The 23,831-nt window shown below is 59.1% G+C and carries 23 protein-coding genes and 2 pseudogenes; 15 read left to right on the plus strand and 10 right to left on the minus strand.

Features of this window, described 5'->3' with window-relative positions; all coding sequences use genetic code 11:
• Positions 1-14 precede the first annotated feature (14 nt).
• From N0Q91_RS01420 to N0Q91_RS01465, 10 genes and pseudogenes are all read left to right on the plus strand, one after another.
• A complete protein-coding gene (locus N0Q91_RS01420) occupies positions 15-740 on the plus strand; it encodes a haloacid dehalogenase type II (protein ID WP_085034743.1) in 726 nt (241 codons plus the stop codon).
• A 30-nt stretch (positions 741-770) separates the two neighbouring features.
• On the plus strand, positions 771-1,619 hold the full coding sequence (locus N0Q91_RS01425) for an SDR family NAD(P)-dependent oxidoreductase (protein WP_275596050.1): 849 nt from the start codon (positions 771-773) through the stop codon (positions 1,617-1,619).
• Between the two features lie 171 nt (positions 1,620-1,790).
• Positions 1,791-2,024 (plus strand): helix-turn-helix domain-containing protein, encoded by a 234-nt coding sequence (locus N0Q91_RS01430; protein ID WP_275596388.1) that lies wholly within the window; start codon positions 1,791-1,793, stop codon positions 2,022-2,024.
• Positions 2,024-2,656 carry a LysR substrate-binding domain-containing protein gene (locus tag N0Q91_RS01435; protein ID WP_275596051.1) on the plus strand — a complete coding sequence of 211 codons (633 nt, stop codon included), beginning with the start codon at positions 2,024-2,026 and terminating at the stop codon, positions 2,654-2,656. The genes N0Q91_RS01430 and N0Q91_RS01435 overlap by 1 nt, the downstream gene beginning before the upstream one ends.
• A gap of 63 nt (positions 2,657-2,719) precedes the next feature.
• Positions 2,720-3,817 carry a TRAP transporter substrate-binding protein gene (locus N0Q91_RS01440; RefSeq protein ID WP_275596052.1) on the plus strand — a complete coding sequence of 366 codons (1,098 nt, stop codon included), beginning with the start codon at positions 2,720-2,722 and terminating at the stop codon, positions 3,815-3,817.
• A gap of 55 nt (positions 3,818-3,872) precedes the next feature.
• Positions 3,873-4,436, plus strand: a complete 564-nt coding sequence (locus N0Q91_RS01445) for a TRAP transporter small permease subunit (protein WP_275596053.1) — start codon at positions 3,873-3,875, stop codon at positions 4,434-4,436.
• A 12-nt stretch (positions 4,437-4,448) separates the two neighbouring features.
• Positions 4,449-5,786 (plus strand): TRAP transporter large permease, encoded by a 1,338-nt coding sequence (locus N0Q91_RS01450; protein ID WP_275596054.1) that lies wholly within the window; start codon positions 4,449-4,451, stop codon positions 5,784-5,786.
• A gap of 123 nt (positions 5,787-5,909) precedes the next feature.
• Positions 5,910-6,099, plus strand: a pseudogene (locus N0Q91_RS01455) (hydrolase); the annotation flags it as partial.
• A gap of 818 nt (positions 6,100-6,917) precedes the next feature.
• Positions 6,918-7,472 (plus strand): FadR/GntR family transcriptional regulator, encoded by a 555-nt coding sequence (locus N0Q91_RS01460; RefSeq protein ID WP_275596055.1) that lies wholly within the window; start codon positions 6,918-6,920, stop codon positions 7,470-7,472.
• 175 nt (positions 7,473-7,647) lie between these two features.
• Complete coding sequence (locus N0Q91_RS01465) at positions 7,648-8,529, plus strand: beta-keto acid cleavage family enzyme (protein WP_275596056.1); 882 nt, start codon at positions 7,648-7,650, stop codon at positions 8,527-8,529.
• Between the two features lie 116 nt (positions 8,530-8,645).
• Here N0Q91_RS01465 and N0Q91_RS01470 read toward each other — a convergent pair whose 3' ends face one another.
• Positions 8,646-9,347, minus strand: coding sequence for a FadR/GntR family transcriptional regulator (locus N0Q91_RS01470; protein ID WP_275596057.1), 702 nt, complete (start codon positions 9,345-9,347; stop codon positions 8,646-8,648).
• Between the two features lie 149 nt (positions 9,348-9,496).
• Positions 9,497-10,288: an SDR family NAD(P)-dependent oxidoreductase gene (locus N0Q91_RS01475; protein ID WP_275602491.1), complete on the minus strand. Its 792-nt coding sequence runs from the start codon at positions 10,286-10,288 to the stop codon at positions 9,497-9,499.
• Positions 10,289-10,425: 137 nt separating this feature from the next.
• Here N0Q91_RS01475 and N0Q91_RS01480 point away from each other — a divergent pair, with 137 nt between their 5' ends.
• The 5 genes and pseudogenes from N0Q91_RS01480 to N0Q91_RS01500 all read left to right on the plus strand — a co-directional run bounded on the left by N0Q91_RS01480 (position 10,426) and on the right by N0Q91_RS01500 (position 13,606).
• Complete coding sequence (locus tag N0Q91_RS01480; RefSeq protein ID WP_275596059.1) at positions 10,426-10,914, plus strand: four-carbon acid sugar kinase family protein; 489 nt, start codon at positions 10,426-10,428, stop codon at positions 10,912-10,914.
• Positions 10,842-11,102 (plus strand): annotated as a pseudogene (locus N0Q91_RS01485) (four-carbon acid sugar kinase family protein); the annotation flags it as partial. The gene N0Q91_RS01480 and the pseudogene N0Q91_RS01485, both read left to right, overlap by 73 nt.
• Complete coding sequence (locus N0Q91_RS01490) at positions 11,085-11,777, plus strand: nucleotide-binding domain containing protein (RefSeq protein ID WP_345774968.1); 693 nt, start codon at positions 11,085-11,087, stop codon at positions 11,775-11,777. The pseudogene N0Q91_RS01485 and the gene N0Q91_RS01490, both read left to right, overlap by 18 nt.
• Positions 11,774-12,655 (plus strand): beta-keto acid cleavage family enzyme, encoded by an 882-nt coding sequence (locus tag N0Q91_RS01495; RefSeq protein WP_275596060.1) that lies wholly within the window; start codon positions 11,774-11,776, stop codon positions 12,653-12,655. Before N0Q91_RS01490 ends, N0Q91_RS01495 begins: the two co-directional genes overlap by 4 nt.
• A 165-nt stretch (positions 12,656-12,820) precedes the next feature.
• Complete coding sequence (locus N0Q91_RS01500; protein WP_275596061.1) at positions 12,821-13,606, plus strand: SDR family NAD(P)-dependent oxidoreductase; 786 nt, start codon at positions 12,821-12,823, stop codon at positions 13,604-13,606.
• Between the two features lie 85 nt (positions 13,607-13,691).
• On the opposite strand, the gene pgi is transcribed toward N0Q91_RS01500, so the two are convergent.
• The 8 genes from pgi to N0Q91_RS01540 form a co-directional block, all read right to left on the minus strand.
• Entirely contained in the window at positions 13,692-15,317 is a 1,626-nt protein-coding gene (gene pgi / locus N0Q91_RS01505) for a glucose-6-phosphate isomerase (protein ID WP_275596062.1), read from the minus strand.
• Positions 15,318-15,375: 58 nt separating this feature from the next.
• A complete protein-coding gene (gene oiaX, locus N0Q91_RS01510) occupies positions 15,376-16,638 on the minus strand; it encodes a 3-oxo-isoapionate-4-phosphate decarboxylase OiaX (RefSeq protein ID WP_275596063.1) in 1,263 nt (420 codons plus the stop codon).
• A gap of 33 nt (positions 16,639-16,671) precedes the next feature.
• Positions 16,672-17,538, minus strand: coding sequence for an N-acyl homoserine lactonase family protein (locus N0Q91_RS01515; protein WP_275596064.1), 867 nt, complete (start codon positions 17,536-17,538; stop codon positions 16,672-16,674).
• Between the two features lie 477 nt (positions 17,539-18,015).
• On the minus strand, positions 18,016-19,056 hold the full coding sequence (locus tag N0Q91_RS01520; RefSeq protein WP_275596065.1) for an aldo/keto reductase: 1,041 nt from the start codon (positions 19,054-19,056) through the stop codon (positions 18,016-18,018).
• Positions 19,057-19,085: 29 nt separating this feature from the next.
• Positions 19,086-20,135, minus strand: a complete 1,050-nt coding sequence (locus tag N0Q91_RS01525; protein WP_275596066.1) for an aldo/keto reductase — start codon at positions 20,133-20,135, stop codon at positions 19,086-19,088.
• Between the two features lie 56 nt (positions 20,136-20,191).
• Positions 20,192-21,175, minus strand: coding sequence for a substrate-binding domain-containing protein (locus tag N0Q91_RS01530; protein WP_275596067.1), 984 nt, complete (start codon positions 21,173-21,175; stop codon positions 20,192-20,194).
• 37 nt (positions 21,176-21,212) lie between these two features.
• Positions 21,213-22,199, minus strand: coding sequence for an ABC transporter permease (locus N0Q91_RS01535; RefSeq protein WP_275596068.1), 987 nt, complete (start codon positions 22,197-22,199; stop codon positions 21,213-21,215).
• Positions 22,200-22,271: 72 nt separating this feature from the next.
• Positions 22,272-23,801 (minus strand): sugar ABC transporter ATP-binding protein, encoded by a 1,530-nt coding sequence (locus N0Q91_RS01540; protein WP_275596069.1) that lies wholly within the window; start codon positions 23,799-23,801, stop codon positions 22,272-22,274.
• Positions 23,802-23,831 lie beyond the last annotated feature (30 nt).

Here is a 23,831-nt window from a genome sequence, read left to right on the forward strand (position 1 = left end):
GAGGGTGCAAAGCGATGGAGCGAGATTTCAGCGAAGTGAAACTGTTGGGCTTCGACGTGTTCGGCACATTGGTCGACTGGAGGTCGGGTGTCGCGCGCGCGGTCGCACCTTTTCTCGAAGCGCGCCATATAGCGGCTCCCCCCGCGGAGTTCGCTGACCGCTGGCGCTCGCTTTACGAGCCAGCGATGGAAGCTGTGAGGTCGGGAATGCGGCCGTGGCTGCCTTTGAACGAGTTGAACCTCGAGAACCTCATCGCGGTCCTCGCGCAGGTCGGGGCCGACGTCGCGGCGATCCCGATGGAGGAACTTGAGGAAATCAACAAGGCTTGGGACCGGCTTGATCCCTGGCCGGACTCAGTCGAAGGTCTGACGAGACTGAAGTCGAAATACAAGCTTGCGCCGATCTCCAACGGTCACATCGGCGGCATGACAAACCTGGCCCGGTTCGCCGGGCTGCCGTGGGACATGATTCTCGGAGCTGAGGTGACGCGGACCTACAAGCCCCAGTCCGCGACTTACATCGGTTCGGCACTCAAGGCGGGTCTCGAGCCGGGGCAGGTGGCGATGGTGGCGGCCCACAACTACGACCTCGCCGCCGCCCGGCGTGCGGGGCTGAAAACAGTCTTCATCACGCGGGCCACGGAACACGGACCGGGTCAGAAAACCGACTTGCAGGCGGATAGCGACTGGGATGTCGTCGGCAATGACCTGGTCGCGATCGCCGACGCGCTCGGCTGCTAAGCGAACAACGCAAGAACGGAAGGATAATCGATGAACCATACAGCCAACAAGATCATCGCACCCGGACGGGTCGCCGTCATAACGGGTGCGGCAAAGGGGCTCGGGGCCGCGATGGCGCGCCGGCTCGCGGCTGAGCGGATGCGCCTGGCGCTCTTCGACAGCGACGAAGACGCCTTGAAGGCCTTCGCATCAAGCTTGAGTGTCGACCACATGGTCGTCGTAGGCGATGTTTCGAACCCCTCGGACCTGCAGCGGCTCAGGGATGAGACGCGGGACCGTCTTGAAGACGTCGCGCTTCTGGTCAACAACGCGGGGATCACGAAGGGTGCGGGGCCGTGGGACGATCCGGCGCTCTGGAGGCGGCAGCTCGAAGTCAACTTCTTCGCCGTGGTGACCGCGCAGCATCTGTTCGTGCCGGGCATGATCGAGCAATCGCTTCCCTCGGCAGTCGTGAACCTTGGGTCGAAGGAAGGAATTACTACACCTCCTGGCAACGCGGCCTACTCGGTCAGCAAGGCGGGTATCAAAGTACTCACTGAGCAGCTCTCCCACGAGCTTCGCAAGGCGACGAACGGGCGCGTCTCGGCGCATCTTCTGGTACCTGGCTATACATGGACGCCGATGAATTTCCCGGGTTCGGACTTCGCCCCGGGCAGTAAGCCGGAAGAACCATGGACCGCGGAGCAGGTGATCGAGCTCTTCCTAGAGCGCTTCCGAAACGGCGACTTCTACATCATCTGCCCCGACAACGCAGTCACTCCGGCCCTGGACGCCAAACGCATCCGTTGGGCGGCGGAAGACATGGTGCGCAACAGGCCCGCGCTCTCGCGCTGGCACCCCGACCACAAGGAAGAGTTCGCCCGCTGGCTGGCGGAGTGATTGAGATCGGAAGACGGAGGAGTCCGACAAGGCGACGGTCACGAGCGTTTCGATCGGCCTACGGCGCGATTGGTATCGGTGTGGGTTCTAGTCAAACCGGACGCCGCGTCACCTATCATAAGCGTGACGAAGGCTTCGCATCTCGACGACGCCGTGGCCGCTTTAGACCTGGTGTGGGACCACGAGACCAGATCGGATCGGGCCATCCAGTCCCTCGTCGCGGCGGGGACGAGGGGTTCTTTCCTGGAGGCCGCGGCCCAGCTGACGCCGTCGGCCGTCAGCCACCAGATCAGGCTGATGGAAGGGGACCTCGGAGAAAAGCTCTTTCACCGTATCGGGCGGAACGTCACCCCTCACCGAGATCGGCGATACGGTATCACCGTGACTTGTCCGAAGCGCTGTTGATGATCGAGCGCGCCACCGACAAAGTGTGCAGGCGCAACAGCGTCGACGTCCTGAGCGTCGGCTGCGCTCCGAGCCTCGCGCCGCTATGGCTGATGCCCCGACTTCCGCGATTCGAGTCGCTCCATCCCTCACTCGAAATCCGGCTGATTTCCTCATCGGAGCCAACCAAACTGAGCGACGGTTCCGTGGACGTCGATATTTGCTACGGCAGCGTGCCCCGTCTCGGCTCCATCGCGACCGAGGAGTGTCCCCTCGAGACGATCGTGGTCGCGTGCGCTCCCGAGGTCGCGAACGGGGAGAGGCCGATACGGCGGCCTTCGGACCTCGTCGGCTATACGCTAATCAAGTCGGAGCAAACCCTCTATAGCTGGCTTCAATGGGCCAAGGATCACGGTCTCGAGATCGATCTGAACCGGGATCGCGTTTCCGCGATGCGTTCATGTCGATCGCCACAGCGGTCGAAGATCGCGTCGTCTGCTTGGAAAACTATTCGGTTGCTGCAGCGCGATGGTCCAAACCTTGAGGTTTCCATATCGACGGGGCGAGTGCTTCTGCGCAAGAGCCTTCGCCGGCTCCTCTCAACGAAGTTCTTGACAGCCGGGAGGCTACCTGTTTGTCTGGTTGTGGTATGAGGTCATACCACCAGAGCTCTAAGAAGCCGAGGAGGGCGGAAGGAGCGCTAGAGGGAGGATTTTATGAAAACTAAATCGCTCATTTGCGGTGGCATTGCCGCGTTGATCGTCGCAATGACCACTTCGGCCCAGGCCGAGACCAGAACGCTTCGCTTTCAATCGGCATATCCGGCATCCAGCACGATTTACACGTCCGCGGAAACGTGGGCGAAGCGCGTCGAAGAACTCTCGGGCGGTCGGCTGAAAATCGAGTTCATGCCCGCAGGCACTATCGTCCCTGCGTTCGAGGTGCTGGACGCGGTCAACAAAAACGTGATTGATGGCGGCCATTCCACTGTCGCTTATTGGGTCGGCAAACATCGGGCAGGAACACTCTTCGGCGACGCTGCCGGGGGGCCGTTCGGCATGGACATCCTCGACTACGTCGGTTGGCTTTACGAGGGAGGCGGTATTGAGCTTTACCGCGACTATTATCGCGTAGAGTTGAAGACCAACATCGAAGTAATCCCGTCCGTCACGAGCGCAAATCAGGCGCTGGGATGGTTTGCACGCCCGGTTGAGAGTTGGGCGGACCTTAAAGGACGGAAATGCCGCCAAACTGGCGTGACAGCTGAAGTTTTCGCCTCTTCGGGTATGTCTACGGTGAACATGCCCGGCGGCGAGATCGTCCCGGCAGGTGAGCGAGGTGTCATTGAATGTGCTGAATTCGTAGGCCCGGCCGAAGATATGGGCATCGGGTTCCAGACGATCTGGAAACATTTCTATCCAATGTCGACACACAATCCCGCGACGATCGTCGATTTCCTTGTGAACGGTGACGTCTGGAACTCGCTGGCTCCCGATCTCCAGGCCATCATGCAGGCTGCCGCAAGCGAAGCGACCCTGAGGTCGCATATCCGGAAGGGCAAGCTCGACGCCGATGCGCTTGACAAGATGCGCAACGAAGACGGCGTGACCGTTCACCGTACTCCCGACGACGTTCTACAGAACATTCTCGCCTCTTGGGACGAAATCGCGAAAAAGGAAAGCGAGAACAACGCCTTCTTCAAGAAGGTATATGACTCCCAACGCGACTACGCGTCGAAAGTCGTCCCCGCAAAGCGGCTAATCCAGGCTCCCTACAACCTCGGTGCGGACCATTACTGGCCCGAAGCTAAGTAGGATTTACAAGGCGCGGCTGAGCCGCGCCTTCTTCTCGATTGCCTGGAGATAATTCGTGAGCAAACCTGCACCCCCATTTCCGCCCGCCGCACTCCGGGCGATCAAGATCATCGATGGCTTCACCGAAAAGTTCGTACTTCTCGTCGCTGTCCTCACTATCCCGTTGGTTCTATCCAACACCGTGGAAGTCGTCTCGCGCTATGTATTTTCGTCTCCGACGATCTGGGCAGCTGACGCGACGGTGATGTCATATGGCGCGATGTTCATGCTCGGGTCATCATACGCCCTGCTGAAGGGTGCACATGTGAGAACCGACATATTCTGGGATAGCTTCAGCGATAGAAAGAAGGGCGCGATCGACGCCGTCTGCTATGTCGCCCTGTTTCTCCCGGTGATGGCCATCATCTTCCATATATCGCTGGACGACTTCCTTTACTCTTACGAAATCAACGAGAAATCCACCCTGAGCCTATGGATGCCAGCTATCTGGCCGCTGCGAGGCGTCATCCCACTGACCGCGATTCTTCTCTTTTTCCAGGGAATTTCGGAACTGCTCAAGTCACTGTTCGCGGTGACCACCGGGCGGGCTTTCGAGACCCACGAAAAGATCGAGATCTGAAAGGTCAACACGATGAGCTTCAATGACATTCTCAGCATTGCCATGCTCGGTGGCATGCTCGCTTTTATATTCATCGGCTTTCCGATCGCGTTCACGCTTCTTTTTATCGCACTTGTCTTGGGCTCGATCGGGATCGGTGTGAACATAACCTTCAGCCTCGCCTATCTACAGATTTTCGGGACCATGAAGGACGACATTCTCCCGGCAGTCCCACTCTTCATATTCATGGGCTACATGACCGAGCAGGCGGGCCTGATGAACCGATTGTTCGGCTCCATGCGGCAGATCATGGCTCCCTTGAACGGGTCGCTATTTCTTGCCGTGCTTCTCACCGCGACAATCTTCGCAATGGCGACGGGAATCGTCGGAGCCGCGGTGACCGTCCTCGGCATCATGGCCGGGCCGATGATGATAAAGGCAGGCTATGACGAGAAGTTGTCAGCGGGTGCAATCGCAGCCGGTGGCACGCTCGGGATCCTCATTCCCCCAAGCGTGATGCTCGTTGTAATGGGACCGACACTCGGAGTGCCCGTGAACCAGCTGTATGGAGCCGCGATGGCACCCGGCTTCATGCTGGCTGTGTGCTATGCGACCTACTGCGTCGCACGAAGCTATGTAACTCCCCGCGTTGGTCCGCCTCTGCCAATCGAGGAACAGGTCGGGAGCGCGATCGAGATCGTGCATGAGTTCGTCGTCGGCGTTCTACCGCTGTGCCTGCTTATCGTTGCAACTCTCGGCTCGATTCTGTCCGGATTGGCCACTCCTACGGAGGCCGCGTCTTGTGGAGCGGTGGGGGCAACAATCTTGGCACTCGCTTACCGCAAGCTAAGTTTAGGGACGCTGAAGAATGCCGCAATGGCCACTGTAGTTACCTCGAGCATGGTTCTCCTCCTGGCGGTAGCGTCGAATGTATTCGGCGCTGTCTTCACTCAACTAGGTGGAGCGGCGATCATCACGGACGTCGTTACGAGCATTCCTGTCTCGGATATGTGGAAGCTCGTAATTATTATGGCGATCATATTCGCTCTTGGTTGGCCCTTTGAGTGGCCCGCCATTGTTCTGGTGTTTCTCCCGATCTTCACGCCGATCGTCCTCCAGCTCGACTTGGGACTGACGAAGCCGGAACTCCTGCTTTGGTTCGGTGTACTTGTCGCGGTTAATCTCCAGACCGCATATTTGAGTCCGCCGGTGGCGATGTCGGCATATTTCTTGAAGAACGTCGTTCCTCAATGGAGCCTGAAATCGATCTACAGGGGGATGGGGCAGTTCATGGTGATCCAGATAGTGTTCTTGATCGCCCTGCTGATGTGGCCGTCACTAGTGCTTTGGGTTCCGTCCGTCCTCAAGTAAACCCGCGAGCTACTATTGCTTCACCCCGGCTGGTCGGCGCCGGGGTGAGTTCGCGACAGCAGCGTCGCTAGGCGTCGTTGACGAAACGGTATCTTTGGCGCGCCGCCGATCGTTAAAGAGTAGCCTATTGCTGGAATCCGCAAGGCTATCGAGGGTCTCGAGTGCGAGTGTCGCGTCGCAATGTCGAGCCAGCCTAAACGCATCCGCCAATCGCTGACCATCACCGCGCTCATCGATCTTTTCGAGTCCACAAACTTCTCCGCCACCATGGTGAAATCTGCCGCCCGAGCTCTTCCTGCGTGCTAGCCGAGAATAGGGCTATCAGCCGAAGAATTAGGTAAGACAGTCCGGCGGCATGTCGCGCTGGCATCGGGATCCGGAATACGAAGCCTTCAAGAAGGCTTCCGACGCTTCAAACTGACAACGCCCACGTCTTATCTGCAGTATCTGAGGCTTGACGCCGTTCACCAATAACTCTTGCAAGCTAAGCCCTCGCAAACGGTGTGTGACATCGCTCCTAAATGGGGCTTCCCTCATTCCGGCCGCTTCTTCGCTGACTACCGAAAGCGTTTCGGGCAAGCACCTTCGCAAACTTTGCAGTCGTCGAGTTTTCGCACCCGACCACAGGGTTAGATCTGAGGTCTGCAGACCGCATAGGGCATCGGGAAGAGCCCCCGATGTAGCGCGCGATTCCATCCTGGCGAAGGTATTCCGAAACAAGCATACACAGGAACGCGCGAACGCAGCCGCTGCCGACCGGGGATACGCTGAATGTCGACTGTGGGTCTTACCGCCAGGCTGCTGCCCCTTCACGCAAGACGTGAAGCTCGTGGATGAAAAAATTGAGACCGGCTCGCCAACTCTGTCGCGTTTGTTTGTTCACAGTACGACTTCTGGTTCCAGAATCTTGCCCGATGGTATAACGTAATACCACTAACGGGCTGAAGATGAAAGATTTGGAAGGATGAGAGTGTTGGACGAGCCGAAGAAGACTCAGACGCGCCTCGAGCTGGCCTTGGACTACATCACCGGGGAGATTGCCCGGGCAATCTAAAGGCAGGCGACAAGCTTCCAAACGAGAAGGAGCTGGCCGAGCAGCTAGGCATAAGCCGTACCCCAATTCGCGAGGCGATGAAGACCCTTTCGGTGGCGGGCCTCATAGACATTCGGCACGGTCACGGAAGCTATGTGCGAGAAGGGCCGGGCCTGCCGTCGACGCCGCTCACCCTCTTTCAGCTCTACCTTCAGGATTCCACCCCCGAAATGCTGATGGAGCTTCGGGATATCTTCGATCGCAATTGCACGGAAATCGCAGCACAACGGCGAACGCAGGACGATCTGGCGAAGATGCGGGAATGCATCAATCGTCTGAAGGCACTAACGGCCCAGCCAGACGCTTCCTTGGACGACATGTTGAAGGCCGACCTCGATTTTCACCGCGCTATCTATGAGGCCAGCGGCAACATACTGATCGTGACCATTGCCGAGTTCGTTCTGAACATGGTTGCGCCCTGGGTGAAGAAATCGCTGGATGTAAGCGGGCGCGTCCGCGCCGTCGAGCTGCACGAACAGATGTATGACTCGATACGCGATCGCACGGTCGGCCAGACAAACCGCTTGAGCGTCGAAGCCAACATGCAGCACTTCAAGCAATCGCTGGACACGGCAACTTCAAAAGCGGGATAAAAATACGCCTACAAAATACCGTAAGTCCCGGATCCAAGGCGATCAAGGAGTATTGGCCGCGAATGGTCAAGTGCAAGGCGGCTGTTCATTCGCCGCTGCAGACGGCCTGCTTTCACACGAGTCTATCCGTCCGCTCAAGAGTAGTGGGGCCGAAAAGGAGGTCAGGGTAAGAAAGATGCCAGTGAAGCGAAAACTGATCATCGAAGCGCGCTTGAACGAGTACATGCCGCGCACCGCGAATCCGAACGTGCCTTTCACAGCGGAAGAGATTGCATCGGAAGCCGCGAAAGCGCGGGAGGCGGGCGCGAGCATCGTTCATTTTCATGCGAGAGACGCGGAGGGTGCGCCGGCCCACGGCGCAGAAGACTATGCGAAAGCGATCAGGGCGATCCGAGATGTGTGTGATTGCCTGGTCTATCCGACGCTGGGCCAGATCACGAAGGAAGGTTGGGGAAGCCGTCTTGCTCATATCGAGGTGCTAGCCAAGGATCCGGCCACGCGCCCCGATATCGCTCCGATCGACACGGGCAGTACAAATATCGACCGTTTTGATCCGGAAGCCCGGGATTTCCTTTCCGACACGATGACCTATCGAAACGATGTCGCGACCTTGAAGCTGTTTGCCAAAAGGCTGCCGGAGCTCGGTGTCAAGCCGCAGTTTGTGAGCTGGACGGTGGCCTTCACGCGAACCTTCGTGGCCCTTAGAGAGATGGGTCTCGTCGCTGCTCCTGCGTACTTGATGTTCGAGCTGACGGATCAGGGCATCCTCGGAGGCCATCCTGGGACCGTCATGGGACTACTTGCTCACCTCGATTTCCTGCCGGCGCAGCCGCTCGAATGGAGCGTCTGTAACAAAATCGGCAACATTACCGCCCCGGCAGCGGCAGCTATAGAAATGGGCGGCCATGTCTCCGTCGGCCTCGGCGACTATGGCTGGCCGGAGTTGGGTACCCCCAACAACGGGGATGTTGTCCGGCACATCGCAAATCTCGCGTGGGCCATGGGCCGCGAAATTGCCGCCCCGGATGAAGCGCGGGAGATGCTTGGGTTGCAGTAAGGCTCCCGCAGCCGCGGTTCTACGGCTGCAGCTGTCGCTCGCAAGTGCCGCCACCACAAGCCTGCCAAATGTCCCGAGGCCAAGCAGACCGCGAATTCAGTGAACGGCGCCCACTCTCATTCTTGATCGAGCGACTGCATGAAGTGCTTCATGTTCGCGTCGACGCTCATGCGGTTCTGCGGGCCTATCTCCCGCTTGAGAATGGCATCGTAGATCTGTTCATGGAGATCGACCGCTCTCACGCGGCCGCTGACATCAAGCGATTTTCGGACCCATGGGGCGACCATGTTCAAAACGAACTCGGCTACCGTCATAATGAGTTTGTTTCCGGTGGCCTCATAGATAGCTCGATGAAAATCCAGATCAGCCTTCAACATGTCATCCAGCGACGCGTCGGGCTGCTCCGTCAGCGCCTTGAGCCTGTCGATGCATTCACGCATCCTCGCGAGATCTTCGTCGGTGCGGCGCTGCGCGGCGAGTTCTGAGCAATTGCGGTCGAAGATGTCCCGCAGTTCCATCAGCATTTCGGGCGTCGAATCCTGAAGATACAACTGGAACAGATTGAGGGGCAGCGCGGGAGCGCCCTTTTCCTCGCGAACATAGCTTCCGTGGCCGTGCCGAATATCGATCAAGCCGGCGACGGCGAGCGTCTTCATCGCTTCGCGAATAGGAGTACGACTAATTCCCAGCTGCTCGGCCAGGTCCTTTTCGTTTGGAAGCTTGTCGCCGGCTCTTAGATTGCCGTTGGCGATTTCATTGGTAATGTAGTCCAACGCGAACTCAACCCGCGTCTGCGGTTTCTTCTGACCATTCAACACACAGTTTCCCTTTCAGTATCCAATCTGCACCGCCCGCAGAGTCGGGGTGGTCGTGAGACCTTATACCACCCCGGCCGGATACTCGTAAAACAAATGTCAAACGGCAGAAGAACACCTGCGGCAAGACGCCCTGTCCAGCTCGCGAGGTATCACGTTTCGTCGCCGAGCTTTTTCGATGTCTTGGGATCAAACGGGAACAACAGTCCTGCGGCTAGGAAGCCGCCGTCGACATTCAAAGTATGGCCCGTGATGTAGCGCGCTTCCTCGCTAGCGAGAAAGACAGCGGCATCGGCAATCTCCTCCGGCTCGCCATAGCGCCGCTGTGGAACCAGACGGTGATAGGCTTCCCTGGTCTCGATGGTGTGCATGGTACGCGAAACTTCCGTCAGAATCGGTCCGGGAGCGATTGCGTTCACATTGATGCCGTGGTCGGCCAGTTCAACGGCCATGACCTTGTTGAGCAGCTCGACGCCAGCCTTTGACGCGCCGTAAGCGGACCGGCCGACCCCGCCCTTTTGTCCAGAGAGTGAAGCGATGTTCACGATCGAGCCGCTCTTGCGTTCAGCCATTGTTCGCGCGACTGCCTGCGACACCAGGAACGTGCCCGTGAGATTGATGCGAACGACGCGCTCGAACTCTTCCCTCGAACTTTCCAAAAACAGGGTTGTCGCGCCAATCCCGGCATTGTTCACCAAGATGTCGATCTTGCCGAAGCGCGCAAGCGCTTGATTCACCAGACCGCTCACGTCTTCATCGACGGAGATATCCGCACGAACCGCCAGCGCAGCGGAACCGATTTCCTCTGCAGTGAGCTTGGCCGCTTCCTCGTCGCGGTCGCAGACCACGACTTCAGCCCCTTCGCGGGCAAAAGCAACGGCGATGGCCCTGCCGATGCCGCGGGCGGCGCCCGTCACAAGGGCTGTTTTCCCGTTCAATCGCATTGATGACCTCCCAAAAAGTTCCGGTTGCGATAAAGGTATGAGGTATGATCTTGACCATGATATGATCCTTCCTTATTAGTGCTGTCAAGTGGTTGTGAATGCGCGGACATGCGGAAGGGCCGCCGGGAGGAAGATTCATGGAAGGGAAAAGGCCGCTCGTTGGCTTTTACGGCGACGATTTCACCGGTTCGTCGGAAAACCTCGCGCAGTTTCACCGAAACGGGCTGCGAACCAGACTGTATCTGCGGGTTCCTTCGCAGGAGGCGCTGGCGGAAGCAGCTTGCGACCTGGATGTCGTGGGATTTGCGGGAACGGCGCGCGCACTGGACAACTCGCAGATCACTGCCGAAGTATTTCCAGCCTTCAAAGCGCTCCAATCGTTAGGCTGCACGTTCCTGCAGTACAAGATCTGCTCGACCTTCGATTCCGCCCCGCAGGTCGGCAACTTCGGGTTCGCCGCGGAACAGCTCGCGGGGGAGGAGGCGAATACGACCTGGTTGTCCTGGCTGCAACGCCCGACTTCGGCCGTTACACGGCGTTTGGCAACCACTATGCGAAGTTCGGCTCCGAGATCGTGCGACTGGATCGGCATCCGAGCATGTCGAACCATCCGCGTACTCCCATGAAGGAATCTGATCTCCGGCGGCACCTGGCGGACCTGTGCTCGCTCGATTTCGCCAATATATTCCTGCCGGAGATCCGGGACGAAGCGACGCTGTCGGAACGCCTCGAAAATTTTCTTTCCGACGGGAAGGGCGTTGTTTTCGATGGCGTGGACAATCGCGATCTCGAGAATATTGCCAGCGCGCTTTGGGAGCACCACAAAAGCCGGCCGGTTTTCGCGATAGCGGCCCAGGGTCTTGCTCAGGCGCTCGGCAAGCAACTGGCGAAACAGAAGAATCCGCTCGACCTTCTCGACGTCGGTACAGCCATCGCACCCGCGTCGAACCTGCTGGTGCTGTCGGGCAGCTGCGCCATTCAGACGGGCCGCCAGATCGACGCTGCGGTTCAGGCGGGGTGGGCGACGCTCGAACTCAATCCGCTCGAGCTTACCGACAGTCGGGCGGTCGCTTACAAAATCGAAGTCGTCAAACCGCAGATCATGGCCCATCTCGCCAATGAGCGGCCGACGATCGTCTACACCGCACGTGGCCACGCGATGGACCGCGACAGGTTCGAGGACATTCCGCCCCAGCTCATTGGCGAAGCCTATGCCAATCTCATGATCGCGGCCAGAAAGGAGACGGGCGTCCAGCGTGTTGTCCTGGCCGGCGGCGACAGTTCTAGCTACGCGGTCCGGCAGAGCGCGGCGGAGTCGCTGACCATCAAGGTCTTCGATCGGGTTCAGCACGGTCATCTTTGCGAGCTGATGGGTGGGGGATTAGACGGCCTCGAGGTTCTCCTCAAAGGAGGTCAGGTCGGCGACGACGATTATTTTATGCGCGTGCTTCACGGCACCGAAAAGCAGCACGAGGAGGCTTTAAGATGAAGAAGCTTATCCTGGAGGCGCGTATCAACGAGTATGCGATGCGCGACCACAATAGGAACGTTCCTTGGACATCCGACGAGATTGCGGAAACCGCAGCCAGGGTGCGTGAAGAAGGCGCGTCGATCCTGCACTTCCACGCGCGAACCGTAGACGGTCAACCGTTGAACACGTTCGAAGCCTACGACGAGATCATCCGCAAGGTGAGGGCGAAATCGGACATTCTCATCCTCCCGACACTGGGCTTCATCTCGAATGACGCCGACGCTCGCAAAAGGATAGACAACGTCGTCCGGCTCGCGGCGGATCCGGCAACCAAGCCGGATATCGCGCCGATCGACACCGGCAGCGCAAATCTGGAGAGCTACGACCGGGGCAGCGGAGAGGTATCCTTTGTTGATCGTGTCTACGCCAACACCACCGACTCGCTCATCCACTATGCTCGCGAGCTCAAGCGAGCGGGCGTCAAGCCCAAGATGGTCAGTTGGTCTGTCGGTTTTACGCGACGCGCGCTCATGCTGATGGACATCGGACTAATCGACGAACCGGGGTACATGCTCTTCCACATGACGGATGGTAAAACCATCACCGGTCATCCCGGCACGGTCCAGGGCCTAGATGCCCACTTGACGTTCCTGCCTGAGGACCGGCGCATCGACTGGACGGCGAACGTTTTGGGTGGCAACCTCCTCGCGCTCGCCGATGCGATTGCCAGGCGCGGCGGCCATCTTGCCATTGGAATTGGCGACTACCCCTATCCGGAACTCGACTACCCCCCGAACGAAGTGCTGATCCGCGAAACTGTTCGTGTCATCCGCGCGGCAGGACGGGAACCGGCAACTCCGGACGAGGTCCGCGCAATGCTTGAACTGAGTTCCTGAGGCTAGCGTCGCACCATTGTGTCTGGGCATGGAAGCTATCCCCATGCCCAACCGCGACTGCCCAGGCTCGCGACGACGAAGTCATGCGTCGTCTCATGTTTGCAAGAACATTCGGTACGGCGGGGCTGCGACCTGTTACGCATACGCTCGCGAAAAGGGACGAGAATGAGCACTGAACGGCCTCTGGCAATGGTTACAGGCGCGTCATCGGGAATAGGATTCGAAATCGCCCGACAGTTTGCGCAGAACGGATTCGATGTCGCTCTGTCGGGCTCCAGTGAAAGGATCTTCCTTGCCGCGGAGAAGCTTCGAAACGGCGGCGCTGAGGCATTTCCGCTCCAGGCCGACGCCGGAACCTACGAAGGCATCGAAGCCTTCTGGGAATTCATACTGCAGTTGAAGCGACCGATCGAAGCATGCGCGTTAAACGTGGGCATCGCGGTAGGCGGAGCATTCACGGAGACCTCTCTCGAGGACGATCTGCGCGTCATCGCGGTCAATGTCACCGGAACGGTCCACATGGCAAAGCACGTCGTCCGACACATGGTCGCGAACGGCAACGGCCGTATCCTGATCGTGACGTCTGTTTCGGCGACGTCTCCCACACCCTTCGAGACGACTTACGGTCCCTCCAAGGCATTCGGCTTCCCGTTCGCAGAGTCGCTTCGTGAGGAGCTGAGGGGCACTGGCGTCACGGTCACGGCGTTGCTCCCCGGGGCCACGAACACTGATTTCCATGCCAATGCTGGCATGGCCGACACGCCGATCGGAAAAGCGATGAAAAACGATCGGGAACTCGTCGCGAAACAGGGGTTCGATGCTCTAATGAACGACATTGACCATGTCGTGGGTGGAGACGATGCGACCAAACAGGTGGTGATCGAAAATCGCAAGCTGCCAGAGACCGTCAAAGCGGCGCGCCATGCCGCGATAGCGCGAATAGGAAGGTAACCAACCTATAGCTCGTGCGGCCTACCGGAGCGCCGGTCAGCGAACGCTGGTGGCTCTAGGCATTTTGCGATAGGCGGACTGGCATTCAGCGCAAAGCCTTCAGCAGCGCTGCAACCAGCCCGGCGGTCGAGGAATCGTGACTATCGGCGCTCTCCTTGCCTTCGACGACCGGCAGCAGGCCTGTCGCCAGTTCCTTGCCGAGCTCGACGCCCCACTGGTCGAATGAATTGATGTTGAAGAGCGCGCCTTCGACAAAGACGCGATGTTCGTAAAGCGCGATCAGACGGCCGAGCGCGAAGGGGTCGAGCTGATCGTAGACGATGGTCAGCGACGGCCGGTTTCCGGTGAAGACGCGGTGGGGTGCGATTTTGCCGGCCTTTGCCTCGTCCATACCCTTGGAGGTCAGCTGCGCCTTGGCTTCCGCCAGCGTACGCCCCTTCATGAGGGCTTCCGACTGCGCCAGGCAGTTCGCCATCAGGAGCTGGTGCTGATGACGCAGGTCCTTTTCGTGGCCGTTCGCCGCGATCATGAACTCGGCGGGAATGACATCGGTTCCCTGGTGGATGAGCTGATAGAAGGCATGCTGGCCATTGGTGCCGGGCTCGCCCCAGACCACGGGACCGGTTGCGAATTCGACCGGCTGGCTGTCGAGCGTCACGCCCTTGCCGTTCGATTCCATGTCGAGCTGCTGCAGATAGGCCGGGAAGCGCGTCAGCCGCTGGTCGTAGGGCAGGATCGCCCGCGACGGATAGCCGAGAACGTTGCGGTGAAAGAAGCCGATGAGCCCGAGGAGCATGGGAACATTCCGGCGAAGCGGCGCGCTGCGGAAATGCTCGTCCATGGCGTGGCCGCCATCGAGGAAGCGGCCGAAATTCTCCTTGCCGATCGCGATCATCAGCGGCAGGCCGATCGCAGACCAGATGGAATAGCGCCCGCCGACCCAGTCCCAGAAGCCGAAGACGCGGGCGGCATCGATGCCGAAGGCGCCGACCTTATCCAGGGCGGTGGAGACGGCCGCGAAGTGATGACCCACCGCCGCCTCGCCGAGCTTGCCGGCGATGAAGGCGCGGGCAGTCGCCGCATTGGTCATCGTCTCGATCGTGGTGAAAGTCTTGGAGGCGACGATGAAGAGAGAAGTCTCGGGATCGAGGAGCTTCAGCGTGTCGGCGATGTGGGCGCCGTCGACATTGGAAACGAAATGCAGCCGCGGGCCGTGATGGAAGGGGGCGAGCGCCAGGGTCGCCATGACCGGGCCGAGGTCGGAGCCGCCGATGCCGATATTGACGACGTCGGTGATTTTCTTGCCTGTGGCTCCTTTCAGGGCACCGGAACGGACGTCGTCGGCAAAGGCGCCCATCGCATCGAGAACGGCGTTGACGTCGGGCATGACGTCCTTGCCGCCGACGAGGATCGGCCTGTTCGAGCGGTTCCGAAGTGCGGTATGCAGTACGGCGCGTTCCTCGGTGATGTTGATGATGTCGCCACGGAACATGGCATCACGTTTCTCTTCGACCCTGGCGGCTTTCGCCAGCCCCTCGAGACCGTCGAGAACCTTGTCGTTGACGGCGCATTTCGAATAGTCGAGGAGGAGATCCCCGAGCCTCGTGCTGAAGCGCGAAAAGCGGTTCGGATCGGCCGCGAAGGCGGCGCGGATATCGGTCGCATTGGTGGCCGAAACCGCGGACTTGAGCTGTTCGACGATGTTCTTCATGGGGATTCCTGCAATCCGAGGCGCGGGCTAAAGGCGGTCATTTCCCGCGAGGGAAGCTTCAATAGCGGTTGCCGAATTTGGCCAATGCCTGCTTGAGCTCGGGATGGCTCTGCGCGTATGAATCTAAATCAATACCCTCGCGCGCGGCTTCCCATGCTTGTCGAACGGCTTTGACGCCTGCACCTGGACCTCCTGGATGACTGACGACGCCACCACCGCAGAGGTACAGGAGATCGAGCGTCCTGCCGGTTCGACGATATGTCTCAGGGGCTTGTCCACCCCATTGACCCGAGCAAACGACCGGCATGGGCTTCTCTCCTCCGGTCGCGAAAGGGGCGACGAGGTCGTGGAAGGACTGGACAAACGAATCGTCGGGCTCCCAGTACTTGGATCCTATGCCGTTGATCTGGAATTGGTCGACGCCGAGCAGCTGCCAGTACTGCTGGTAAACAGAGAAGTTCATCCCCAGGCCGGGGTGGCGGGTGAGAATGTCCCATCCGTTACGGTGGGCATGCAGCGCCAGCCTTGAGCGCCTCCTCAAGAACAGGAAAGCGCCTTGCCCGATAGAGTTGATGTTGATCACGGCCGCGTTTCCGCCGGAATCGGCGACGACGTCGTGGTTTCTCATCATGACGTCGGGATCGACATGGGAGATATTGAAGGCATACATTACCTTCTTGCCGGTCCGTTGCTCATGGTCCTTGATAAGAGGCATGATCGCTCTCACCCGCTCCTCGAGCGGCGAATAGGGCGGGCCGCAGAGCTTCTCATCATCCTTGATGAAATCAACGCCCGAGGAAATAAGCTCGCTTACCATCTCGGCCGTTTCGTTGGGACGCAGACCAAGCGCCGGCTTGATGATCGTGCCTATCAGAGGGCGGTCGAAGACGCCTGTCAGCCGCCGCGTCCCCGCTATGCCGAACTGCGGCCCGGGGTAGGAGACGCCGAACGCATGCGGCAATTGCATGCGTAAGACACGTATGCCGGTAAAGCCCCGGATCGAGAAGACTCCGCCGATCGTGATCGTCATCAAAGCGGCAAGATCATCACCGACCGCTTCAATCGGAAAGGCGATGTCGGCTTCCGCCCGCCGATAGGAAGGTCCCAGCGCGTTTTGCGGGATCGAAGGCACGGAAATCGGGGAAAGCTCACGGACGTCAAGCACGCGGGCGGCGACCCGCGCCTTCAGCTCCGGCGTCTCCCCCGGAAGGTCGACGAACGTGCCCGTCGACTGATCGCTGGCGATCTTGCTTGCGAACGACCGAGGATCGCCGTCGCATTCGATCAGATACGTCATGACGACGCAGTCGTCTCTATTCATGTCGTGCTCACTGTCGTAATCAAAGCAGAAGGATCAAACTCTCGATTGCTCTCCGTCCGCGACGCAGATCTCGACTATCCGCAGTCCGTGATCGCTCAAGCGCGTCGGGTAGATTTCGGCCAATTTTTCCTCATGCACTGGAATGATCCGCCGCTCGTCATTTCCGACGATGCCCAGCATCTCTTCGGCTGCCTCGATCAGCTTGGTCTGGCTGCCGTTCGCAAGCCCTGGGGGAACGAAACAAGGATCGAGTTGATCGTCGCCGTTAAGGTTTCGGTAGGTGTAGACGACGTCTCCGGACAACACCAGCCTGTCATCGCCGCCTCCGTTTTGCACCACCACATATTGGGAGCCTGCGGTATGAGTGTCGTGGGCGGGATACAGGTGAATGCCCGGAAGCACATCTTCCCGCGGTCCTTCGACAAGTTCCAGTCTGCCCTCGATATTCGCCTGGGTAAGATAAAGTATATCGGCGGGGTTCAGCCCGGCCAGCAGCGTTCGAAACCGGCGACCCTTGGCAAGAATCCACATCCAGGATTCGAGCTCCTTCTTCTGGATGAAGATCTTTGCATTGGGAAAGAACTTCAGGCCGCCAATGTGATCGAAATGGGCGTGCGTAATGAAGATGTGAGTTACGTCTTCAGGCCGCACGCCACATTCGCCGAGGACGATGTCCGGCGACGTCCATCCGGTTACTCCGATCGAGTTCGCGATCTCTCCTCCGAAATCGTTCGCATCGTGGCCAACGTCCACCAACGCAACGATGTCGGCCGTCCTTATCAGAATGTATGCGAATGGCAGATTCATCGTTCCCTGGTTATGGGCGCCGTAATAGACGCCGCTTACCGGGTGAACAGGGCTTCGGGCATACTCAAGCACCCAAACGGAATGTGCTCCCATGTCTTTCCTCCACGTTTGCCAATACAGGCACTGCGCAACATCCGCTTACGTCGAATGTCATGGTGCCCAACAGCGCAGATGCCCGTTTCAATTCTAACGAAGCTCTCAACAGCAACTTCAAGAGTTCGGTATCCTGTCTTCGTAGTCGTCCCTCGAGCCCTCGCTGGGCCTGCAAAAGGTCAGAGCGGACCCGGCAAAGATGCCGAGTTACATGTTCATTTGCCGCCAAGCGCCTCCTTCTGTCGCCCCCCTGTCCCACCGAATCCAATATATCGGCGGCACGGCACGACAGCTGGGCGAAGAGCAGATTCATGCCGGGCTCTCTCAAGCCTAGCTGCATGAAGGAAAACAGTGCGAGCACCTCGCCGTAAGCCCTGACCAGGGTCTCCAGTTCAGTCCGCTGCTCCTGCAACTCAACAGCGTTTGCGACTTCGTTGCAGGAGAACGGACTAAGGTCCCGCAGATAACCCATAACCGTCACGCCACCGCAGGGAGTGGCGCAGTTGCGGGCAGCAGACCAGCGGATCGCAGTGCGGTCCAGAATGCGGGCGGAATACGCTCGTTGATTGCCGCCGCGTTCTGATCGACCTCAGCACTGCTTTTCGCTCCCATGACAAGTGTGGCCACGGCCGAGTGGGCATATACGAACTGCATGGCAGCAGCCGGCAGGCTCACCCGGTATTCCTCGCATACCGCTTCGATCGATTTGACGCGGTCGAGGACCGCAGCCGGGACTTTCCCGTAGTCGTATGTCGCCGTTGCGCCAGCGGTTCCGCTTGCCAAAATGCCCGAATTGAAGATGCCGCCTGCTATGATTGAAACATTTCTCGACAAAAGCTCATCGAAGTCCGTGTGCAGGGGTTCGTGGTTGAGCAATGTGTAGCGTCCGGCCACCAGGGCGCAGTCGATAGGAAACTCCCGGGAGACGCCGACGACGGAATCCGTTTCATTGACTCCGAGGCCGACCGCCGAGACGCAGCCGGTGGACCGCAGCTCGTCCAGCGCCTTGTACCCTGAAGCTCGCAACTGATCCCAGTAGAATTCGCTTTGATCGCCGTGCCAGGCGCGCCCGACATCATGGACGAGCAGGACATCGATGTAGTCGAGACCAAGACGCTGCTGGCTGTCCTCGAACGACCTCATGATTCCGTCGTAGGTGTAGTCGTATGTATCCAGGAAGGGCAGGGGATCGATCCACTCGATTCCATACACGGTGTCGAGCTTTTTCGTGCGGCTGGCGGGCTTGAGGACACGGCCGACCTTGGTGCTAACGACGACGTCGTCTCGCAGCTTGTTCACTCTCAGGGCATGGCCCAGGAAGTGCTCGGACTTCCCGAAGCCGTACATGGGGGCGCAATCGAAGTATCGAATGCCGGCAGCGTAACCAGACAGGATCGTCTGCTCGAACTCGTCGTATGATACTTCCGCGTTGAAGCCTGAGATGGGAACCGTTCCAAGCCCCAGTGAGGTTACCCGGACATTCGATTTGCCGAGCGGGCGCTGTTTCAGGTCCGACATCACAATATTCCTTTCTTGATTCGAAGCTGTCAGGCGGCCGATGCGATGATCGGAGCCGCTTCCGGGATGAGGCCGTTTGCCTTGAGCGCGGACCAGAACCCTGGCGGGATAGTCTCCGAAATCGCCTTGACGTTCGCCTCGACGTGGGCGGTGCTAAGGGCGCCTTGGACCACCGCAGTGACGGCCGGGTGCGAGTAGACGAATTGCGTCGCCGCCGTCGCAAGCGAAATGCCAAATTCGCCGCAGACTGCCTCGAGAGCTTCAACGCGCTTCAGGATTTCGGGGCTGGCTGTCTGATAGTCGTACGTTCGGACCGCAGCCGCACCTTTGCTTCCCTCTGCCAGGACGCCGGAATTGTAGACGCCGCCTGCAATGATTGCGATCCCGCGGCGCTGAGCCTCGGGGAAGAAGTCTTCAAGAGGCTGATGGTTGAGTAGAGTGTAGCGGCCCGCGACCAACGAGCAATCAAGATCAAATTCGGCTGCGACTTGTAGAACGGACGCGGTCTCGTTGACGCCGAGCCCTATCGCCTTGACTGCTCCGCTGCTGCGAAGCTCGTCGCAGGCCCGATAGCCGCTCTGGCGGAGCTGCGAGAGGTATAGGTCGTAGCGGTCGCGATGCCAGACGCCGCTGACGTCGTGGAGATAGAGAATGTCGACACCATCAACGCCCATGCGCTGCTGGCTGTCCTCGAATGAACGCATGATCCCGTCGTAGGTGTAGTCGTATTCGTCCACGTAAGGCAGCGGGTCGATCCAGTTGATCCCGTAGAGGCTCTCCGCCCGCTTCGCGCGGCTCGCCGGCTTTAGGATACGTCCCGCTTTCGTGCTGATGACCACGTCACCGAGGACGCCGTTCACGCGCAGCACATGGCCCAGACTGTGCTCGGATTTGCCGAGGCCATAGAGCGGCGCCGTATCAAAATACCGCACGCCCAGCTCGTAGGCCTTCATGACCACCGCTTCAAAATCGGTGAACGGGACGCTCACCCCGCAACCGCCCAATGGCGAGGTACCAAGACCCAGTGAAGTCAGTTCGACCCCGGTGTTACCGATCTTTCTCTTCTCTAGCACAGTCATATTTCACCTTGATCTGAGAGTGGCGAGCCCTTCGAATGGGGGCTCGCCCATACTAATCACATGTACTTTTTGACGTTTTCTTTGTCCAAGATCAGCCACGGAACGACGTAGTCCTTCTGTGTGCCGTCCTTCCACTCCATCAGGTCGTTCCATACCTCCGATTGCGGCTTGTAATCCGCGCCGATTACCTGACGCAAAGCAAGATCTACTGCACCTTGCCCTTCCGCCCTCGCATATTTGTAAAGGGTGACCGCCATTTCGCCGTTCTCGACGGCGCGTTTTGCGTCGGGGATGCCGTCGATCGCAATGACCGGAACCTTGCTGAGATCAACGTTGGCTGCCTTCATGGCTTCAATGGCGCCGAGCGCCATCTCGTCGTTCTCGGCGAGCACGCCATTGATCTGGTCGGGGTAGGCGGAGAGCCAGTTCTCCATAAGAGCCTGGCCCTCGGCGCGGCTCCAGTTGCCGCTCTTGTCGGCAAGCATCTTGAGGTTCGAATGCGCTTCGAGCCCGGCGTCGACGCCGGCGCGACGTTCAATCTGGGCCGACTGGCCGATAGGCCCTTCCATCAGGACCAGATTGCCGCCGCTCGGGAGGCGCTTCGCCATTTCCTCGGCGATGATCCTGCCGCCTTCGCGGTCGTCGACGATAATCGACGCGGTATAGTTTTTCGACGAGGTTTTGAGCGCGGAGACGATTACCGGAACCTTTGCCTCGGCAGCCTTGTCGATGGCCGGGGCGGAAGCTTCGAGATCGAACGGGGCCATGATGATCGCATTGAACTGCTGGGTCAGCGCGGTATCGATCTGGTTGGCCTGGATCAGCGGATCGTATTTTCCATCAAAAACCGTGATCTCGACCTTGCCCTCCTTGACGGCAGGGTGGTTCTGGATCTCTGTGGACCAGGCCTTCATGTATTCGCCCGCCTCGCCGAAAGAAAGTGCAGCAATACGGATCTTCTCTTGGGCTGCGGCGAGGTTCGCACCGAGTAGCATCGTCGAGGCTGCGATCGCGGCAATGAACGTACGTCTGTTAATCATATTCTCCTCCGATTTTTCTTGTTGCTATTGGCAACGGTTACTTGCGTATTTGATCTGCGATCACGGCTAAGACTATGATGGCTCCTTTCAATAGTTGCTGGTAATATGACGACACGCCCATCAGATCCATCCCGTTGTTGATGGTGCCTATGATCAGTGCGCCGAAGAGGGTCCCGACGAGCGAGCCGCGTCCGCCGGAGAGACTCGTGCCGCCGATCACGACTGCTGCTATGGCGTCGAGCTCGTAGCCGATGCCCGCCTGCGGCAGTGCCGCTGTCGTGCGGGCCGTCAGCACGAGTCCGGCAAGCCCGGCGAGCAGACCGCAGATCACGTAGGTGGCGGCGATGATGATACGGGTCGAGATACCGCTGGTCCTGGCCGCTTTTTCATTGCCGCCGACGGCATAGACGTAGCGTCCAAAAGTCGTCCTCGAGAGCGTGAGCCAACCAATCAGGAACACGGCGAAGAAAATGAGGACGGGAACAGGGAGGCCGAGGACGTTTCCGCTGCCGATCCACCGCAGCGAAGCGGTAAGGTTAGCGATCGGCCTTCCGTCAGAATAGATCAGAGTGAGTCCCCTGGCCATGCTCAGCATCCCGAGCGTCGCGACAAAGGGCGGCACGTTGATCCGGGCGATGAGAACCCCGTTCGCGAGGCCGACGATGGCTCCGGTACCGAGCGCTGCAAGAATACTCCAGATCACAAGGTGCTCGTTCCCGGTTGTCACCAGATTGGCTGCCAGCATTCCGGCGAGTGCCATGACCGATCCGACCGACAGGTCGATGCCCTTTGTCAGGATGACGAACGTCACCCCGATGGCGAGAATACCGTTGATGCTCGACTGGCGAAGAAGGTTGAGCCAGTTGTTCCAGGTGAGGAAGTACTGGTTCAGCGAGGTGAAAAGCACGCAGATTGCGAGAAACACCAGAATGATGCTGAACGACTTTATGAAGTCCTTGGTGATCTCGGCTTTCCTGCGCTCCGACGGAGTGCCGGTGGCGATTTTGGTGATGTTAGCGTTCATTTGACTCGTCCTGAATACGGCCGCGACACCGGCAGCAGTAATGCTTGCCGAACCTGAGGGAGCGCAGGCTCCTCAACTTGCGAGCTCCATGATCATTTGCTGGGTGGCGCCATGGCCGTCGATGACGTCGACCAACGTTCCTGCCTTGAAAATCGCAATCCTGTCGCTGACCTGCAGGATCTCCGGCGCCTCGGACGACACGACGAGAACACCGTGACCCTTGGCGGCGAAGTCCCGCAGGAAGGCGTAGATCTCCTGCTTGGAGCCTTCGTCGATGCCGCGGGTGGGCTCGTCGCAGATCAGAAGTCGGGGATTAGTTGTCAGGCATCGCGCGAAGACGACCTTTTGCTGGTTTCCGCCGCTGAGATTCTCGACCGCTAGCTCGGAGGAGCTGGTCTTGATCCGCTGGGAGCGGATCATCTCCTCGACGACTTCGCGTTCCTTCTGCTGCTTCACGAAGCCGCTGACCGCCATCAGGGAAAGGGCGGAAAGCGTGATGTTGTGGGCGATCGAAGACGACAGGACCAAGCCGCTGTCCTTGCGGTCCTCGGAGACCATCGCCATGCCCATCTTGATCGATTCACGCGGCTTGCCGCGCGGAACCGGCTTTCCTGCAAGCATCACCTCGCCGGATGTCGGCGTTTCCATCCCGTAGACCGCCTCCAGGAACTCGGTCCGGCCGGAGCCGAGAAGGCCGTAGATTCCGAAAACTTCGCCGGCGGCGACGGAGATCGAAATGTCCTTGAATTCGCTCTCGCGGGACAGGTTCCGGACCTCAAGCAAGATGGGAGCTCCCGCGTTCGGGCGCTCTTTCTCGACGATCTTGACCTCGCGCCCGACGATATGAGTGACAAGCTCCTTGCGGGTGGTGTCCTTCATGGAGCCGCTTACGATGTAGTTGCCATCGCGGAAGACCGTGAACTCGTCAGCGATTTCGAAGATTTCCGAGAGCTTGTGCGAAACGTAGATAATGCCCGAGCCACGATGCTTCAGACGGTCGATTGCCGCGAACAGGATGTGGGCTTCATGCTCGCCGATCGCGGAAGTCGGCTCGTCCATGATGACGATATCCGCATCGAAGCTCAGCGCCTTGGCGATCTCGACCAATTGGGTTTCCGCCAGGCTGAGGTTTGACATGCGGGCGTTGGCGCGGATCGGAAATCCGATGTCGTCCAGGAGCTTCTGCGCCTGCTTTTCCAATGCGGCGAAATCGATGAAAGCCCCAAGACGTTTGGGCTCCCTTCCAAGATAGATGTTCTCGGCGACCGTCATTTCCAGGACCGGAGAAAGCTCCTGGGTGATGATGGCGATGCCGTGATCGAGCGCCTCGCTCGCGGAGCGGAAATCGACGACTTCACCCTTAATCTTGATGCTGCCCTCGTCCCTGCGCAGAAGACCCATGACTATGTTCAGGAAGGTGGACTTCCCAGCCCCGTTTCCGCCGCACAGTGCGTGGACTGTTCCCGGACGAAGCCTCAGGCGCCCGTTACGCAGCGCCGGAACGCCATGAAACGCCTTCGAAACGCCATCCGCCTCGAGCAGAAGACCGTTTCCGGTTGTCGAGTGTTGCGTGGTGTCGAATGTGACACTTCCCGTTGTCATGAAACCTCCCAAAGGCCAACTCCCATCAGC

The organism is Sinorhizobium prairiense, from assembly GCF_029201645.2.
Classification (GTDB): Bacteria; Pseudomonadota; Alphaproteobacteria; order Rhizobiales; family Rhizobiaceae; genus Sinorhizobium; species Sinorhizobium meliloti_A.